The 15,513-nt window shown below is 43.0% G+C and carries 19 protein-coding genes; 6 read left to right on the plus strand and 13 right to left on the minus strand.

The features are described from left to right. Positions 1–95: 95 nt before the first annotated feature. The 9 genes from H6G32_RS08430 to H6G32_RS08470 form a co-directional block, all read right to left on the minus strand. On the minus strand, positions 96–491 hold the full coding sequence (locus H6G32_RS08430; RefSeq protein ID WP_190457054.1) for a carboxymuconolactone decarboxylase family protein: 396 nt from the start codon (positions 489–491) through the stop codon (positions 96–98). Positions 492–516: 25 nt separating this feature from the next. After that, on the minus strand, positions 517–1,764 hold the full coding sequence (locus H6G32_RS08435; protein WP_190457055.1) for a ribulose bisphosphate carboxylase small subunit: 1,248 nt from the start codon (positions 1,762–1,764) through the stop codon (positions 517–519). A gap of 91 nt (positions 1,765–1,855) precedes the next feature. After that, the gene (locus H6G32_RS08440) at positions 1,856–2,248 is read right to left on the minus strand and encodes a type II toxin-antitoxin system VapC family toxin (protein WP_190457058.1); all 393 of its coding nucleotides are present in this window, start codon (positions 2,246–2,248) and stop codon (positions 1,856–1,858) included. Beyond that, positions 2,248–2,472: a type II toxin-antitoxin system Phd/YefM family antitoxin gene (locus tag H6G32_RS08445; protein WP_190457060.1), complete on the minus strand. Its 225-nt coding sequence runs from the start codon at positions 2,470–2,472 to the stop codon at positions 2,248–2,250. Before H6G32_RS08445 ends, H6G32_RS08440 begins: the two co-directional genes overlap by 1 nt. A 197-nt stretch (positions 2,473–2,669) precedes the next feature. Next, the gene (locus tag H6G32_RS08450; RefSeq protein WP_190457062.1) at positions 2,670–2,852 is read right to left on the minus strand and encodes a tetratricopeptide repeat protein; all 183 of its coding nucleotides are present in this window, start codon (positions 2,850–2,852) and stop codon (positions 2,670–2,672) included. Between the two features lie 60 nt (positions 2,853–2,912). After that, complete coding sequence (locus H6G32_RS08455; protein WP_190457064.1) at positions 2,913–3,530, minus strand: GDSL-type esterase/lipase family protein; 618 nt, start codon at positions 3,528–3,530, stop codon at positions 2,913–2,915. A gap of 155 nt (positions 3,531–3,685) precedes the next feature. Further along, on the minus strand, positions 3,686–4,015 hold the full coding sequence (locus H6G32_RS08460; RefSeq protein ID WP_190457067.1) for a ribulose bisphosphate carboxylase small subunit: 330 nt from the start codon (positions 4,013–4,015) through the stop codon (positions 3,686–3,688). 46 nt (positions 4,016–4,061) lie between these two features. After that, entirely contained in the window at positions 4,062–4,469 is a 408-nt protein-coding gene (gene rcbX / locus H6G32_RS08465; RefSeq protein ID WP_190457069.1) for a RuBisCO chaperone RbcX, read from the minus strand. 93 nt (positions 4,470–4,562) lie between these two features. After that, positions 4,563–5,993: a form I ribulose bisphosphate carboxylase large subunit gene (locus H6G32_RS08470; RefSeq protein WP_190457071.1), complete on the minus strand. Its 1,431-nt coding sequence runs from the start codon at positions 5,991–5,993 to the stop codon at positions 4,563–4,565. 785 nt (positions 5,994–6,778) lie between these two features. On the opposite strand from H6G32_RS08470, the gene H6G32_RS08475 reads away from it, so the two are divergent. The 3 genes from H6G32_RS08475 to H6G32_RS08485 all read left to right on the plus strand — a co-directional run bounded on the left by H6G32_RS08475 (position 6,779) and on the right by H6G32_RS08485 (position 9,690). Then, positions 6,779–7,864, plus strand: coding sequence for a ligand-binding sensor domain-containing protein (locus tag H6G32_RS08475; RefSeq protein WP_190457073.1), 1,086 nt, complete (start codon positions 6,779–6,781; stop codon positions 7,862–7,864). Between the two features lie 226 nt (positions 7,865–8,090). Beyond that, positions 8,091–8,864 (plus strand): 3-methyl-2-oxobutanoate hydroxymethyltransferase, encoded by a 774-nt coding sequence (gene panB / locus H6G32_RS08480; protein WP_190457076.1) that lies wholly within the window; start codon positions 8,091–8,093, stop codon positions 8,862–8,864. 61 nt (positions 8,865–8,925) lie between these two features. Beyond that, positions 8,926–9,690, plus strand: coding sequence for a Uma2 family endonuclease (locus H6G32_RS08485; protein ID WP_190457078.1), 765 nt, complete (start codon positions 8,926–8,928; stop codon positions 9,688–9,690). Between the two features lie 115 nt (positions 9,691–9,805). On the opposite strand, the gene H6G32_RS08490 is transcribed toward H6G32_RS08485, so the two are convergent. The 3 genes from H6G32_RS08490 to H6G32_RS27360 form a co-directional block, all read right to left on the minus strand. Next, complete coding sequence (locus H6G32_RS08490; protein ID WP_190457080.1) at positions 9,806–10,216, minus strand: hypothetical protein; 411 nt, start codon at positions 10,214–10,216, stop codon at positions 9,806–9,808. Positions 10,217–10,511: 295 nt separating this feature from the next. Further along, positions 10,512–10,739, minus strand: a complete 228-nt coding sequence (locus tag H6G32_RS08495) for a DUF6887 family protein (protein WP_190457082.1) — start codon at positions 10,737–10,739, stop codon at positions 10,512–10,514. Further along, on the minus strand, positions 10,729–10,950 hold the full coding sequence (locus tag H6G32_RS27360; RefSeq protein WP_375539793.1) for a DUF6888 family protein: 222 nt from the start codon (positions 10,948–10,950) through the stop codon (positions 10,729–10,731). Before H6G32_RS27360 ends, H6G32_RS08495 begins: the two co-directional genes overlap by 11 nt. Before the next feature lie 469 nt (positions 10,951–11,419). On the opposite strand from H6G32_RS27360, the gene serA reads away from it, so the two are divergent. Both serA and prmA read left to right on the plus strand, forming a co-directional pair. Continuing rightward, a complete protein-coding gene (gene serA, locus H6G32_RS08500) occupies positions 11,420–13,000 on the plus strand; it encodes a phosphoglycerate dehydrogenase (protein ID WP_190457084.1) in 1,581 nt (526 codons plus the stop codon). Between the two features lie 152 nt (positions 13,001–13,152). Continuing rightward, positions 13,153–14,073, plus strand: a complete 921-nt coding sequence (gene prmA / locus H6G32_RS08505) for a 50S ribosomal protein L11 methyltransferase (protein WP_190457086.1) — start codon at positions 13,153–13,155, stop codon at positions 14,071–14,073. A gap of 110 nt (positions 14,074–14,183) precedes the next feature. On the opposite strand, the gene trxA is transcribed toward prmA, so the two are convergent. Next, entirely contained in the window at positions 14,184–14,501 is a 318-nt protein-coding gene (trxA, locus tag H6G32_RS08510) for a thioredoxin (protein WP_190457088.1), read from the minus strand. Positions 14,502–14,722: 221 nt separating this feature from the next. Here trxA and fabG point away from each other — a divergent pair, with 221 nt between their 5' ends. Next, a complete protein-coding gene (gene fabG / locus H6G32_RS08515; protein ID WP_190457090.1) occupies positions 14,723–15,487 on the plus strand; it encodes a 3-oxoacyl-[acyl-carrier-protein] reductase in 765 nt (254 codons plus the stop codon). The last annotated feature ends 26 nt before the right edge of the window (positions 15,488–15,513 follow it).

Below are 15,513 nucleotides of genomic sequence, written 5' to 3' on the forward strand. Positions count from 1 at the left end.
GTTAATTTATCACGTTTGGCTACAGCGTGTAAGCTTACTGAGGGATAACCGCTCCCATGCTCCCATTGAAGTAAGAAGTAAATGTCTAGACTTGTCTAGGATTTATATAGCAGATCATCCACCGGAATCTGATAACCATTGGCCAGACGATTGGTCATATTTGCCGTAGCTGCGATCGCCATCAGTTCACCTAGCATAGCATCGCTCATACCCTTAGCACGAGCCGCCGCCGAGTGTGAGGCGATGCAATAATCACAGCCATTTGTCACACTCACCGCGATGTAAATCAATTCGCGCATCAATGGATCAATTTCACCAGGACTAGCCATTACTTCCTTCAACGTTTCCCAGGTTCGCCGCAGGGTAGGGGGATGATTGGCGATAGATTTCCAGAAGTTATTGATATACTCAGTCTGGCGGGTGGCGCGGATGTCGTCATACACGGCGCGGACTTCGTCGCTGGCTTCTTCGTATTCAATCAGCTTGGTCATGTTTGTAAGTTAGTTTTCCAGTAATTTACTTGGTGCCGTTCGGACGCTGAATAATCGTTTCCACCACCCGCCGCTTCGCCTTCGGATCAATACCTACCAAACGCACATACTCACCGCTATACTCAGCTAGAGATGCTTCCAAACTTGAGATTGCATCTGACTCGGCATCGATGTGGCTATTAACACAACTTTGCCAAGAACCCGTGCGGAAACGGCGTTCATCCACGTGTTCAATACTAATTTTGTAACCTTGAGATAAAAGTTGCCGGATTTGTTCTTGTGTTTCTAAGGTTAAATGGGTATTTGATACTTGCTGTTTTTGAGATCCATTACTTGACGGCTGACTAGTTGGTGTCACCGGTGCAGGTGGCGCAGGTTGGTAACTTCTACCTCTATTCAGACGATTGTAATCATCAACTAAATGAGAAGTTTCCACCCGTTGTTGTTCACCCACCATCAAGTTACCCTGATCGATTAAGTGAGACAAGCTGAAATTAGGCTTTTTAAATTCTGGTGGCCCTTCCAAGCTATTCACCACCCGCAAGGAAATGCGCTCAAAGCCTATTTGATGGATAAAGTTGCGGATTTGTTCGTCATAAATGCGCGATCGCAAAGCGCTAAAAAAGTCAACTGACTGATTGATAAAAGTATCAACTAACTGTTCAATTTCTCCCTGGGAAAGTCCATCTGGTTCAAAAATCCCGCTGACAATCCCCACCTTGTCATCTCGGCTGGGTTCCCAGTAAAATTTCTCCATCCGCCCATCCCGAATTAATGGTGCGTAGAGAGTCGAAAAATCGTTCCCTGTGACAATAATCGGCACACGATGCAAAGGCGTTGAGTCGTAACTTCCAGGTAACTGCACATCTGTAGGATTATCAGCAATGTTCATCAGAGTGGCATTTACCATCTGGGTATTTACCGTGTACTGAGTGCCTTCATCAAAGCGTCCCGCACCTGCATCTAAATCATTGATCATCAGCACACACATTTTACCGCGCACCTTGATCAGTTCCGCCGTTTCCCGATAGCGTAGACGAATTAAACGCGCTGGATCTCCCGCATCAGGGCTTTCCAATTCTCCACCAGATATCTGAGTCACCTCGATACCCATTTTCTCAAACACTAACTCACATTGAAAAGTCTTACCCTCACCTTTGCGGCCATGAATCCCCAAAATCAAGGGAACGCGCACACCAGGGAGTTTCAAGAAGTTTTTGGTGATATGAACAGCAAGTTTATCGAGAAATCGCGGAGCAATATAGTAACTCATAAAATTATCACTAGCTAAGACTTATTAATGTTATGTTAAGTTTTTTTGGTACATATTTTTAATTTATTTTTCCCTAGAAAGCGATCGCTATCTACCACAAACGCTGAATTGGATATGCATCAAAAATCCTATCAGCGCACAGTACAGGTATATTTCCCACTATCGCCTGTGCAATTAATATTCTGTCAAACGGGTCACGATGATGTAAAGGTAGAGTGGAAACTACAGCAATATCACTAACTGTGATATTGAGCAAAGTGAAATTATTAAGATTGAGTTGCTGAGTTATAAATATCTCAAATGGCAAAGGCTGATTCAAAGTAAGTTTGCCTATGCTCTGCTTGATTGCTATTTCCCAGAGACTAGCTATACTCAACAAAATCTGATTATTTTCGTCATTAATTAACTCTATTACCTGATTACTAAGTCGTGAATTGTCTGTCAGATACCAAATAAAAGTATGTGTATCTAGCAAGAACATCATCACATATAATCCTGAAAATCTTCTAGAGGTGCATCAAAGTCCTCAGATATTGTAATTAAACCCTTTGCGCTTCCAGGTTGACGACGGCGTTTAACTGGCAACATAGGAGTTAACTTCACCACAGGTTGATTATCTTTGATAATGATAACTTCTTCACCATTGAGTGCTGCTTCAATTAATTCAGGTAAGTGTTGGGATGCTTCGACTAGATTAATTTGCTGCATAATTACTACCTGGAAACAAATAAAATAAATGCTAGTCTATACTTAGTATACTTCATAGGGATTTATGATATCATTCATATAACCATAATCGAGCCAACTATCATACCTATCACTCTCGAATTGGGCAGAGTAGTTATTATCGTTGATATTGTTGATATTATCAAATTCTCTCTCAGTTTTATCAATAAAATTCCCTTCTATGCCTCTTCTATTGCTCCTAAAACAGATTGAATTATACTCCTTGCAATGAGAAATTTGGTATTGTTAGGATTAATTTGCAAAGCTTCATTAAAGTCTTCCAATGCCCCCTCAAAATTTTCTAAAAAATAGTTTGCAATTCCTCGATTATAGTACGCTTCAGCGAGAGTAATTTGCTGCATAAGTACCACCTGAGAATAGAAAAATAACCTGGTATCACTATCCTAGCTTTGAATTTTAAATTAAGTTAGAGGAAACCAATTTAACCATTCATCCCAATTTTCCACAATTTGGGCAAATTCTATATAACCTGCGGTTCTAGGATGAGCACCGTCATTGTTTTTTGCTTCTTCCAGCCAAATAGTTGAATTTATCAATTTAGAAAAAACATCTAAATAAGGTATATTTAATTCTTGACAAACTAAAGCAAATTCCTGAGATAAATTAGCAATTCTTTTATTTTGTTCTTTATCTCCACAAGGGGCAGTGCTAACCATTAATACCGGATACAATTGCTTTGCTTCACTTAAAATTTGTCGAATATTAGTAATTGATTTTGTCACCTCAACACGAATTTTACCATCTTCTATAGTAGTATCATTAGCGCCAAAGCAAAATACAACCCTGCCGGCATATTCTTTAGGTAGACGATAGGAAACTTCTCTCAGCCAACGATTTTTAAGTTCTGTGCTAGTTTCTCGCCGTACTCCTAAATTATAGTAAGTAATGTCATAACCTTTTTTATTAGCATTCACACATACTCTACCTGTCCACCCAAGGCACTCAGGATCACCTGTTCCATTGACAAATGACTCACCAACAAAACAAATTCTGACTTCGGGCAGGTGTGATAAATTCATTAAAACCTACGGAAATAATGACAGTAAAAACGCAAAGGTTAGCCAAGGGAAACGCAAATTAACGCAGATAATTACTCCGCGTACCTTTGCGTAAACCTCAGCACCCCTCTGCGTTAAAAACTCATGCTATTGGTCACAGAGTAGATACTTAAAGCTTAGTATCTGCTGGGTTTGTGAACGATAAAGCTGAGAACTTGACACTGCTTGATGTTGTCAAAACCTACAACACGGATATAGCAGTTGTTAAACTGAGAACGGCATCCTTGGACTTCGCCCAGTACTTCTTGAGTAGATTTAGCGCCGAACAAAGGTAGCTTCCACATTGTCCAGAATAATTCTGTTGGCTCAGAAGTTTCGTTGAACTCAATGGCGGGGATGTAACCTTGATTGAGGATGTACTGAATCTGCTTGGCAATCTGAGCGTCAGAGAGGGGGGGCAGATAGGAAAGGGTTTCGTAACGACGCTCTTTAGGTAAAGTTTGCATAGCTGTTGATAATGGGGTGCGATTGTTTACTACTAGCTTGATCGAACTAATTGGATAAATTATCCAAATTCGGATCTGAGATTAATTGCTGTTCTGCGTCAGGACTGGGGTTTGATAAACTGATTTGCGTCATGCGTTCTAAATGCTGGCGACGTTGTTCCATATTGGCTTGCTGAATGCCAGTGCGAACCATTTCCGGTAAAAACTCGGTAACTTCCGCTGCTATATGCTCCCTGACAGTCATAATCCGCAAGGCCAAATCAGATTTCTCGCGAAACAGTTCTTCAATATACGCTTCTCCATCCTGGATTTTGCCAGCGGAAAAGTTATGCAGCCAAAGCGCCAATGGCGGGTTTGTTTCGCCCAGCTGTGCCAGAACTGTCCTCAGCGCCTGATAAGTCAAGTAGCTTTGGAGAGTTTTGGCTGTGTCTTTCGCAATTTGCTTTAGATTCATACTTGACCCCAGCCCACAAAAGTTAAGAATTATGAGTTACGAGTTATCAATTAATTTAACTCTTAACTCTTAACTCTTAACTTTTTACTCAGATCAGACGGTATCCATTGCTTCAAACTCGAACTTGATTTCTTTCCAAAGTTCGCAAGCAACTGCGAGTTCAGGAGACCACTTAGCAGCTTCGCGGATAATGTCGTTACCTTCACGAGCCAAGTTGCGACCTTCGTTACGAGCTTGAACACAAGCTTCTAAAGCTACGCGGTTAGCTGTAGCACCAGGAGCATTACCCCAGGGGTGACCGAGAGTACCACCACCGAATTGTAGTACGGAGTCATCACCAAAGATTTCTACAAGTGCGGGCATGTGCCAAATGTGGATACCACCGGAAGCAACTGCCATGACGCCAGGTAGAGAAGCCCAGTCTTGGGTAAAGTAGATACCGCGAGACTTGTCTTGTTCAACGTAGTTTTCACGTAATAGGTCAACGAAGCCCATTGTGATTCCACGTTCGCCTTCCAACTTACCAACTACAGTACCGGTGTGGATGTGGTCACCACCAGACATCCGCAGGGCTTTAGCCAATACGCGGAAGTGGATACCGTGGTTCTTTTGACGGTCAATTACAGCGTGCATAGCACGGTGAATGTGTAGCAGGATACCGTTATCGCGGCACCAATGAGCCAATGTGGTGTTGGCGGTGAAGCCTGCGGTGAGGTAGTCATGCATGATGATGGGCATTTTGAGTTCTTTAGCGTACTCAGCCCGTTGCAACATTTGTTCGCAGGTGGGGGCGGTGACGTTCAGGTAGTGACCCTTGATTTCACCGGTTTCAGCTTGAGCTTTGTGGATAGCTTCAGCAACGAACAAGAAGCGATCGCGCCACCGTTGGAATGGTGCAGAGTTGATGTTTTCGTCGTCTTTGGTGAAGTCCAAACCACCACGCAAGCACTCGTATACAGCGCGTCCGTAGTTCTTAGCTGACAAACCCAATTTGGGCTTGATGGTACAACCCAACAGGGGACGACCATATTTGTTTAATTTGTCGCGCTCAACTTGGATACCGTGGGGAGGCCCTTGGAAGGTCTTGAGGTAAGCAACTGGAATCCGCAAGTCTTCCAAACGTAGTGCCCGCAATGCTTTAAAACCAAATACGTTACCTACAATCGAGGTCAACATATTGGTTACAGAGCCTTCTTCAAACAAATCCAAAGGATAGGCAATGTAGGCAATAAATTGGTTGTCATCACCAGGAACTGGTTCGATGTCGTAGCAACGACCTTTGTAGCGATCTAGATCGGTCAGCAAGTCTGTCCACACAGTTGTCCAAGTACCGGTGGAAGACTCAGCCGCTACTGCCGCAGCTGCTTCTTCGGGGGGAACTCCGGGCTGAGGGGTAACACGGAATGCCGCTAAAATATCTGTATCTTTGGGTGTGTAATCAGGTGTGTAATAAGTTAGTCTGTAATCTTGAACCCCGGCTTTATACCCAGTTTTTGCCTGAGTTTTCGTTTGAGCGTAAGACATAATTTTCTTCCCAGAAGTCACTCTTTTTACTTGCAAATCACGTGGTATGCAATTTTCCCTCACCCCCACTTTTTCCCCAATTAATCAGGGGAAGATTAGGAAAAATTGTTGATTATGGGTGCTTTTGGCAGAGGTTAGCGATGGTTCTGCGACCGACACTAGGTAGCGGTTTTAGACCTCCTCCCCAGTGTTCTCCCCTTCTAGGGGCGCGCGACTTAGCGTTTGTATTTTTCCCTCGTCCCACCAATACAAGTTATTTTTATCTCTTCTTCGTACCCTACTAAACCTGCTCAATTGCGCCTAAAGTTCTGCACTTTGCAGGCATCATTTTAGATAATCCCTTGAAATTCGGGGAATTTAGGGGAGTGGGCTGGCTGGCTCACGTTCCTGGCTCCTTACTCCTTCTATCTTGCCCATTGACGGGAAAGACACAGGGAGGGAATTTAACTAAAACAGGTTTAGCCTAGTGGTGAGCAGAGGATAAAAAATTGCACACCTCGTAAATTTGTAGCTTGTCTCACAATATATCAATAAATTGCATAAGTTATTCTTTGAAAATTTTTAACTTGAATATTTAAATTTATTATTACATTCATAAAATTTTAAACATTTTGTTAAGAATGATTTACAAATGATTATCAATAATTGTATTGAGCTTGAGAGGCTAAGGGTTCCCCATTGGGGCTGTTAGGCTGCTGGGATTGGCGAAAAATTGCCCGTGACGTTAAAAAATACTAGTTTAGGGGAACACTGCAATTAAGCTGAAGCCAGTTTAGGTAATAGTTATGGGTACTGTCTTTAAAGGAAATATAACTGTGGTATTGTTTGGCAGGCGTACTAGTTGTTTGATTACTTCTGTTCTACTGGGGTTGATAGCTGTGCCAAATATGGCAATACCGACAACAGCACAAAAAGCCCCTACTTATCCAGCTGCTCCACCACCACCGCAAGTAGTCCCTTTGCCTAATCAACGGGGAATAGAAGAGCAGGCGATAGAAATTGATTACCGTGTCAGCGACTTGTTGGGAGATTTTACAGGTAATCTTTGGGTAGGTTCTTGGCGGGGATTATCACGGATTGACCCGAATACTGGGAAAATTGTGGCTCGCGTTAGTTTACCGAATATTGCTATTGGTGCATTAGCCCAAGATAAAGTAGGACGTTTGTGGGTGGGAAATTATGAGGGATTAACAAGGGTAGACCCACGCACCAATGAAATCACCGCGCAGAATTTATTGTTGCCTTCTAAACGGGTATTGTCATTATTGCTTGACAAGCGGGGTTATTTGTGGGCAGGAACTGATAACGGTTTAGCTTTAATTAGTCCCGACCAAGGCTTGACTATGACGACAGTCAAAAATCTGCCTGGTGTCAGCGCCAATGCCCTAACTTTAGATGCTGAAGGTCAACTGTGGGTGGGTACTCTTGAGGGATTGGTGCGAGTTAATACTGCTAATGCTTTGATCATGAAGCGAATTGCTGTTTTACCAGGGGCGACTGTGCAAGCTCTAGCTATCAGCCCTGAAGGGTTAATCTGGGCGGGGATGCCGAATAATTTGCTAGTAATTAACCCGAAAAATGGCATAGTACTACGGTCTGTAACTCGCCTGCGGGGAAGAAATGTGACATCAGTACGTTTTGCTAAAGATGGTAGTGTCTGGGTCGGGACTAGCAATGGTTTGCTACGATTGAATCCAAATACCGGAGCTGTGTTAGACGAAGTTGCTGGTCTTCCTTCCAGTCGGGTGTTGGCTATTGCGCCGGATATCGGCAATAAATTGTGGGTTGGTACTAGCGAAGGTCTGGCTTGGGTAATGCCTAAAATGGGTATGGCAAAACCCCATCTTGCTTTTAGTCGGGCTGTTAAGTAAAGATTGGGGATTGGGGAAATTAGTGCTCCCTCTGGGGATAAGGGGCAATGGGGATTGGTTACTGGGTAAGGAGGAATTACCAATCAGGATTTAAGGATTTTTGGATGAGCACTCCTTAATCTAAATCATCGTCAAATCAATCATGTTAATCCTTGAATCTGAAAATCTTGCTCCCAATTACCAATTACCCAATCCAAAATCTAAAATCTAAAATCTAAAATTGGCTATGGCAGTTACCACCCAGCAATTAATTCAATGGAAACAGCAGGGACGTGCAATTGTCGCCTTGACTGCATGGGATTATGCGATCGCTCATCTGTTAGATGCAGCTGGTGTAGACTTAATCCTTGTGGGGGACTCTATGGCAGTAGTGCTGGGATATGAAACCACTCTACCAATCACCTTAGAAGAGATGCTCCACCATGCTAAAGCTGTACGCCGTGGGGTAAAACGCGCTTTAGTAGTCGTAGATTTGCCATTTTTGACTTATCAAGAAAGTGTCCAACAAGCGATGCACTCCGCTGGGCGGGTGTTGAAGGAAACGGGAGCCCAGGCGGTCAAGTTGGAGGGTGGACATCCCGCAATGTTAGAAACTGTGGCGCGGTTGGTGCAAGCGGGAATTCCGGTGATGGGTCATGTAGGTTTGACACCCCAATCAGTACATCAACTGGGTTTGCGACAACAGGGAAAAACTCAGGAAGCAGGGGAGAGGATTTTAAATCAAGCGATCGCTTTGGAACAAGCCGGTGTATTTTCAATCGTATTAGAGCATATCCCCGCTGAGTTGGCATTGCAGATTACTCTAAAACTCCGTATTCCTACTATTGGTATTGGTGCAGGCCCCGACTGTGATGGTCAGGTTTTAGTTACTTCTGATTTACTCGGACTGACAGAGAAGCAGCCACCTTTTGCCAAAGTTTATACAAATCTGCGGGAAACAATTACCAAGGCTGTGCAGGATTATTCTGTGGATGTGCGCGATCGCAAGTTTCCAGAATAGTAGTCTATGAATCCTGAAAAATAAATGTTTTGGCAAAAGAAATATACTTAGGAGTAGTTCTATGCTTCTACAAACTCACCCCACTCAAAAAGAACCAATTGTTACTTGGGAAGCTCTCCCAGCCGACTTTATTTTACCTGATGACCCTGTGGAAAATATTCAGCAACCCCCTCTCGCTGCGGCACTCACTGATGCCTTGGGAGCTACAGGACGCATTCAACCACAGATGCTGATTGGCTCCAATTTTGGACTTGTAGCCACAGTTAACAAAAAAATTATCGTTAAAGCCCCCGACTGGTTTTATGTGCCTCAAGTGCAGCCTGTAGCCGCTAATGTGGTGCGTCGTAGTTATACCCCAAACTTAGAAGGCGCACCTGTCGCTGTGGTGATGGAATTTCTCTCAGATACAGAAGGTGGAGAACTATCAGTTCGTTCCACTCTGCCTTATGGTAAGCTCTATTTCTACGAACAGGTTCTCAAGGTTCCAACCTACGTCACCTATGACCCCTATGAACCAAGTTTAGAAGTGAGACACTTGCAAAATGGACAATATACTTTGCAACCAGCAGATAGCAATGGAAGGTTTTGGATTCCTGAATTAGAGATATTTCTGGGAATTTGGCAAGGTGAAAGATTGTGTCAAACTATAAACTGGTTGCGGTGGTGGGATCAGGAAGGCAATTTGCTGTTGTGGAGTAACGAACAAGCAGAGCAAGAACGCCAACGTGCAGAACAAGAACGCCAACGCGCTGAACAAGAACGTCAACGCGCTGAGTTATTAGCTGCTAAGTTACGTGAGCTAGGCGTTGACCCTGAATTGTTGTAAATTTTGTAGTGCGGGCCGAAAAGCCCGCTGCTCTATTATGTAGTTTTCTTTAATTAATTTGCGTAAAATAGATCCAATTACTGCCGTTCCTTTTTGCAGAAAAACTACTAAACTCCTAATTAAATTTTTTCTTTATATTATCAATAGCTTCATTTAAATTTTTGTGATGAATCCAACCTACATAGCCTCCAAATATCATTTTGTTGTTGGAATTTGCTAAAAATATGTGTTTTACTTGTGCCGGATTTATAAAAAGTTTAACTACTGTTCTATCTTTCAGTGTAAACAAAGGTGTTGCTCTTTTAAAATCTCTACTATGAGCCATAGTCATACCAGGTACATTGACCAATATTTCAACAACTTGTTGTGTTGTTTGAGAAATACTAGAAGCAATTTCAGCTTCAGTATTCCATTCTACTAAATAATCAATTGCTTTTTGAGATAATCGAAAACCTTCTTCAAATGCTCCTGCTAGTGCAGATTCTGCAATTGGTATAGCCTGATCTTCATATCCAGATTGTTTCATAAATTGAACGACTTGCTCATTTGATTTTGTCCACAACTGTCTCCTTTTTTCCGTACTTAAAAGTTTTACAAGAATCTTAACTAGCAATGAAAGCAATAGTTTTTTTAGGTATTTGCAGATTTTAATCATTACTCAATCTTATTTATAAGACAATTGTTTTAGTTGATGAATTTCTTGTTTTTAAATAACTATATATTATTGTTGAAATTGAAAGTTTTAAATACTAAGCTTGGATATTCTTCTAATATATTTATTCCGTAACTTCCACTGAAAGGTTCAGCATTGACTTACCTGCCTAATGCTGTCTATCTAACTCGGCTCGTTTCTGAATAGCCTTTTCAGCTAACCTAATATTTTCTTTTATTGGTACACCGTCTTCTGTCGCCATTGGCCCGTACCATGTTGCTTCCGAGTCTGGAGTGCGACGACTAACCAGAATATCTAAAGCCTCCAAATCATCGCGATTTTTCAGTACATATGCTCTCAGTTCTGATCTTGACATTTGGGAAAAATCACGCTTCATCGATAAACCTCCATTCTCCACTAGGTAAGATCATGATCTGGATTTCATCGTCTGCCAAAATGTAGACATATCCTTTGATGTCACGGAGGCAGTTAGACAACATCTGACAGACTCTAAGACAGGTTATGGCTTGTGCAACGGTAGGATTAATAGCAGTTTTCTCAATTGTGACATAAATTATCTTAATCTGTAAGTGACAGTCTAATAACAGTCCATACCGTGTTTATACCTTCTTTCTGTCGGTTTATGTCTTTAACAGATACCCCTGTGGTGCAATCTCTGGAGTTATAGAATTTTGTGCTAGTTTAGAATCGCTAACACACTAGTTAATCGTCACCTGGTGCTGTCCAGCCAAGAGTCAAGATTTTTAACCGAAGTAGGAATGCTGCTTTGCGCTCCAAAATCCTGCTAACTCTTAACTATTAATAAATATCTGGGGGTTGGGGCGATTCATGGTTTATATTTACCGAGAGAGTGACGCCAACAGCCACTTATCTTGCGATACTTAAGAGGCAGCGCCACATTCACCCCTTCAACTGACGCTCTGACACCATCACTATAAAGCGTGGATGAAGGCTGCTTTGATATGCAAACAAATAATTTTTGCTGAATAGCGACTGATAAAGACTAAACTTAAAAGTCTTCTACAGCAAAACCTGTAACTTTAAAATGAAGTAATCATGTCCAAGGTTCTTGTCTCCGATACTATTGACCAAGCTGGAATTGACATTCTTTCCCAAGTTGCCACGGTTGATGTCAAAACAAATTTAAAACCAGCAGAACTGGTGGCAATTATTGGTGAGTACGACGCGCTGATGATTCGTTCTGGTACTCGCGTCACTCAAGAAATTATTGAAGCTGGCACCCAATTAAAAATCATCGGTCGTGCTGGTGTGGGTGTGGATAATGTAGATGTACCCGCTGCCACACGTCACGGAATTGTAGTTGTAAATTCTCCAGAGGGGAACACAATCGCTGCTGCTGAACACGCACTGGCGATGATGCTGTCTTTGTCTCGTCATATCCCTGATGCTAACGCTTCAGTGAAACGCGGTGCATGGGATCGCAATAGCTTTATTGGTGCGGAAGTCTACAAAAAAACTCTTGGTATTGTCGGTTTAGGTAAAATTGGCTCCCATGTTGCCGCTGTAGCTAAGGCAATGGGGATGAAATTGCTAGCTTATGATCCCTTTATTTCTACAGACCGAGCTGAACAGATTGGCTGTCAGTTAGTGGATCTAGATTTGCTCTTCCGGCAATCCGACTATATCACCCTACACATCCCCAAAACCCCAGAAACAACCCACTTAATCAACGCCACAACCTTGGCGAAGATGAAACCTACAGCCCGGATTATTAACTGCGCTCGTGGTGGCATCATTGATGAGGCGGCTTTAGCAGTAGCGATTAAAGAGGGCAAAATAGCGGGTGCAGCCTTGGATGTGTTCGAGTCAGAACCCCTTGGTGAATCCGATTTGCGATCGCTAGGTAAAGAAGTGATCCTCACCCCCCATTTGGGAGCTTCCACCGCAGAAGCCCAAGTGAATGTAGCCATAGACGTAGCCGAACAAATTCGCGATGTCCTCTTGGGACTACCAGCACGTTCAGCTGTCAATATTCCCGGACTCGGCCCCGATGTGTTGGAAGAACTCAAGCCCTATATGCAGTTGGCAGAAACCTTGGGTAACTTGGTAGGACAACTAGCTGGCGGTCGGGTAGAATTACTTAATGTGCGACTGCAAGGCGAACTAGCAACCAACAAGAGCCAGCCTTTAGTAGTAGCATCCTTGAAAGGACTACTTTACCAAGCCCTGCGGGAACGGGTAAATTATGTCAATGCCAGCATAGAAGCCAAAGAACGAGGAATTAGGGTAATTGAAACGCGGGATGCCTCAGCTCGTGATTATGCAGGCTCGCTGCATCTAGAAGCTACAGGAACTTTGGGTACTCACTCGGTCACTGGTGCTTTGTTGGGTGAAAAAGAAATCCACCTAACTGACGTTGACGGTTTCCCGATTAATGTCCCCCCCAGCAAATATATGCTGTTCACCCTGCACCGCGATATGCCAGGAATTATTGGTAAACTCGGTTCCCTACTCGGCAGTTTTAATGTGAATATTGCCAGTATGCAGGTAGGTCGCAAAATCGTCCGTGGTGATGCGGTGATGGCTCTGAGTATAGATGACCCTTTACCCGATGGTATTTTGGATGAAATTACTAAAGTACCTGGGATTCGGGATGCGTATACAGTAACACTTTAATTTTGGATTTTGGATTTTGGATTTTGGATTGGTAATGGGTAATAGGGGATTGGGGAAGAGGAAAAAACAACTACCCATTACCCATTACCCATTACCCATTACCCATTACCTAGTCCCCAATCTAAAATCTAAAATCTAAAATCTAAAATTCTATGGCAAACACTTGGTGGGAACTGAAAATTTTATGTGAGCCAGACCTAGAAGATTCTATCTTTTGGCGACTGGAAGATTTTGGCTGTCGTGGTACAGCTACTGAAACTAAAGGTAATTCTTTCTTCGTCAAGGCTTATTTACCAAAATTTCAAGCACAACTACTAGATTTAGCGGCGCTATCCCTGCGGTTACGTCAAGATGCCCTCTGTGTAGGGCTGTCATCCCCTGCCCTGCATTGGCACTTGATTGATGAAGAAGATTGGTCTAGTAGCTGGAAACAATACTGGCAACCTCAGGAAGTAGGCGATCGCTTCCTGATTAACCCCGCATGGCTCCCATTGCCAGAATCATTAGAACGGCTGGTAATTCGCCTCGACCCCGGTGTGGCTTTTGGTACAGGCACCCATGCCACAACCCAGCTGTGTTTGGAATCTCTGGAAATGAGACTGAGTCAAGTTCCTCAATCTTTCGTTGATAAAGGGGAAAAACCAGAACATCTGGTAATTGCGGATATTGGCTGTGGTTCCGGTATTCTTTCGATAGGGGCGGTGCTATTGGGAGCAGAGAAAGTTTATGCAATAGATACTGACCCTTTGGCGGTGCAATCAACTTGCAGCAATCGCGCACTCAACGATATTAATCCAGAACGCTTGGTGGCAACTGAAGGCAGTGTCAACATTTTACCGAAACTGATTAACAAACCAGTGGATGGCATCGTCTGCAATATTTTGGCTGATGTGATTATTGAGTTAGTTCCAGAAATGAGTGCGATCGCTAAACCTACCACTTGGGCTATCTTTAGTGGCATTTTATTGGAGCAATCCAAAGCTGTTGCTGATGCCTTAGAGCAAAATGGCTGGGTCGTTGCTACCCTGTGGAAAAGGAAAGAATGGTGTTGCTTGAACGCACGCCGTTCTTAAACAGAGTCATAAAACGAAAGTTTACTGAAATCAACACAAATAGTAGATCAGTAGGCTGAAAAGGACAGAAGCTATCAGCCAGGGGTGGTAAACCTCTGGCTATTCTTATTTTAAAGGAGGGTTTGTAGATGTTGCACCAACTGCGCTGCTTGCACTACACCCTCAATCCGCTCCACTGGCTGACCATGCTTAAACAGTACTAAGGTTGGTAAAGCAGAAATTTCATATTGAGTTGCCAAGGCTGTGTACTTTTCAGTGTCAATTTTCACGATACGTAAACGGTCTTTCAGTTGAGTATTGACTTGCTCTAAAATTGGCACCATCATCTGACAGGGCCCACACCAGTCAGCATAAAAATCTACTAACACAGGTACATCAGAACCAGACAGCATTTCTTCAAAGCTATTGAATTGCTTTTTAGTTGTCATTTGACACACACCAATTTTTAATTGATTGTTTCAATATTAATTCTTCGTAAATAAAATCGGTGCAACATTATTTTGTTTTTATTGTTGCTCAATTTCGCTGCCAATCTCAGAAGTATATCTTCTGGAGGACAGCAGACTAAAATCTGAAATCATCTCAGTAAGTGAGTGCAAATCGCCATAAGATCATTAGCGCAGTGATTCAAAATCTTGAGGAATAGTTAATGGAACTCTTGCCTGAAAATTTACAAAACTTGCGAAACCAAGTCGCAATTATTACAGGTGCTTCACGGGGAATTGGGCGAGCGATCGCACTAGAATTAGCCACACAGGGAGCGAGCATAGTCGTAAACTATGCCAACTCTAGTGCCGCCGCTGACAAAGTAGTAGAAGAAATTACAGCAGGGGGAGGAATAGCGATCGCTCTACAAGCTGATGTTTCTCAAGTTGATCAAGTAGACACACTAGTTAAGACAGTCATCGACAAGTTCCAGCGCATTGATATCTTAGTCAATAATGCAGGTATTACCCGCGACACATTACTTTTGCGAATGAAACTAGAAGAATGGCTTGCAGTCATAGACCTAAATCTGACTGGTGTGTTCTTATGTACAAAAGCTGCCAGTAAAATTATGCTGAAGCAACGTTCTGGGCGAATTATCAACATTGCCTCCGTTGCTGGACAAATGGGCAATCCCGGTCAGGCAAACTACAGCGCCGCCAAAGCAGGTGTTATCGGCTTTACCAAAACCGTTGCCAAAGAACTTGCTTCTCGTGGGATCACTGTGAACGCCGTCGCCCCCGGTTTCATTGCCACCGACATGATTACTGATCTCAAGTCCGATGAAATTCTCAAATACATCCCCCTAGGTCGTTTCGGTCAACCAGAAGAAATAGCTGGCATGGTACGCTTCCTAGCCGCCGATCCTGCCGCTGCCTACATCACCGGACAAGTCTTTAACGTCAATGGCGGTCTGATGATGGTTTGAAGATTGCTGAGTAATACCATTTTGGA

This window comes from Cylindrospermum sp. FACHB-282 (assembly GCF_014697195.1).
Taxonomy (GTDB): domain Bacteria; phylum Cyanobacteriota; class Cyanobacteriia; order Cyanobacteriales; family Nostocaceae; genus Cylindrospermum.

Excerpts from the sequence above, each read along its gene's own strand:
- H6G32_RS08430 (WP_190457054.1), bottom strand. The coding sequence starts at position 491 with ATGACCAAGCTGATTGAATACGAAGAAGCCAGCGACGAAGTCCGCGCC.
- H6G32_RS08435 (WP_190457055.1), bottom strand. The coding sequence starts at position 1,764 with ATGAGTTACTATATTGCTCCGCGATTTCTCGATAAACTTGCTGTTCAT.
- H6G32_RS08440 (WP_190457058.1), bottom strand. The coding sequence starts at position 2,248 with ATGATGTTCTTGCTAGATACACATACTTTTATTTGGTATCTGACAGAC.
- H6G32_RS08445 (WP_190457060.1), bottom strand. The coding sequence starts at position 2,472 with ATGCAGCAAATTAATCTAGTCGAAGCATCCCAACACTTACCTGAATTA.
- H6G32_RS08450 (WP_190457062.1), bottom strand. The coding sequence starts at position 2,852 with ATGCAGCAAATTACTCTCGCTGAAGCGTACTATAATCGAGGAATTGCA.
- H6G32_RS08455 (WP_190457064.1), bottom strand. The coding sequence starts at position 3,530 with ATGAATTTATCACACCTGCCCGAAGTCAGAATTTGTTTTGTTGGTGAG.
- H6G32_RS08460 (WP_190457067.1), bottom strand. The coding sequence starts at position 4,015 with ATGCAAACTTTACCTAAAGAGCGTCGTTACGAAACCCTTTCCTATCTG.
- rcbX (WP_190457069.1), bottom strand. The coding sequence starts at position 4,469 with ATGAATCTAAAGCAAATTGCGAAAGACACAGCCAAAACTCTCCAAAGC.
- H6G32_RS08470 (WP_190457071.1), bottom strand. The coding sequence starts at position 5,993 with ATGTCTTACGCTCAAACGAAAACTCAGGCAAAAACTGGGTATAAAGCC.
- H6G32_RS08475 (WP_190457073.1), top strand. The coding sequence starts at position 6,779 with ATGGGTACTGTCTTTAAAGGAAATATAACTGTGGTATTGTTTGGCAGG.
- panB (WP_190457076.1), top strand. The coding sequence starts at position 8,091 with ATGGCAGTTACCACCCAGCAATTAATTCAATGGAAACAGCAGGGACGT.
- H6G32_RS08485 (WP_190457078.1), top strand. The coding sequence starts at position 8,926 with ATGCTTCTACAAACTCACCCCACTCAAAAAGAACCAATTGTTACTTGG.
- H6G32_RS08490 (WP_190457080.1), bottom strand. The coding sequence starts at position 10,216 with ATGAAACAATCTGGATATGAAGATCAGGCTATACCAATTGCAGAATCT.
- H6G32_RS08495 (WP_190457082.1), bottom strand. The coding sequence starts at position 10,739 with ATGAAGCGTGATTTTTCCCAAATGTCAAGATCAGAACTGAGAGCATAT.
- serA (WP_190457084.1), top strand. The coding sequence starts at position 11,420 with ATGTCCAAGGTTCTTGTCTCCGATACTATTGACCAAGCTGGAATTGAC.
- prmA (WP_190457086.1), top strand. The coding sequence starts at position 13,153 with ATGGCAAACACTTGGTGGGAACTGAAAATTTTATGTGAGCCAGACCTA.
- trxA (WP_190457088.1), bottom strand. The coding sequence starts at position 14,501 with ATGACAACTAAAAAGCAATTCAATAGCTTTGAAGAAATGCTGTCTGGT.
- fabG (WP_190457090.1), top strand. The coding sequence starts at position 14,723 with ATGGAACTCTTGCCTGAAAATTTACAAAACTTGCGAAACCAAGTCGCA.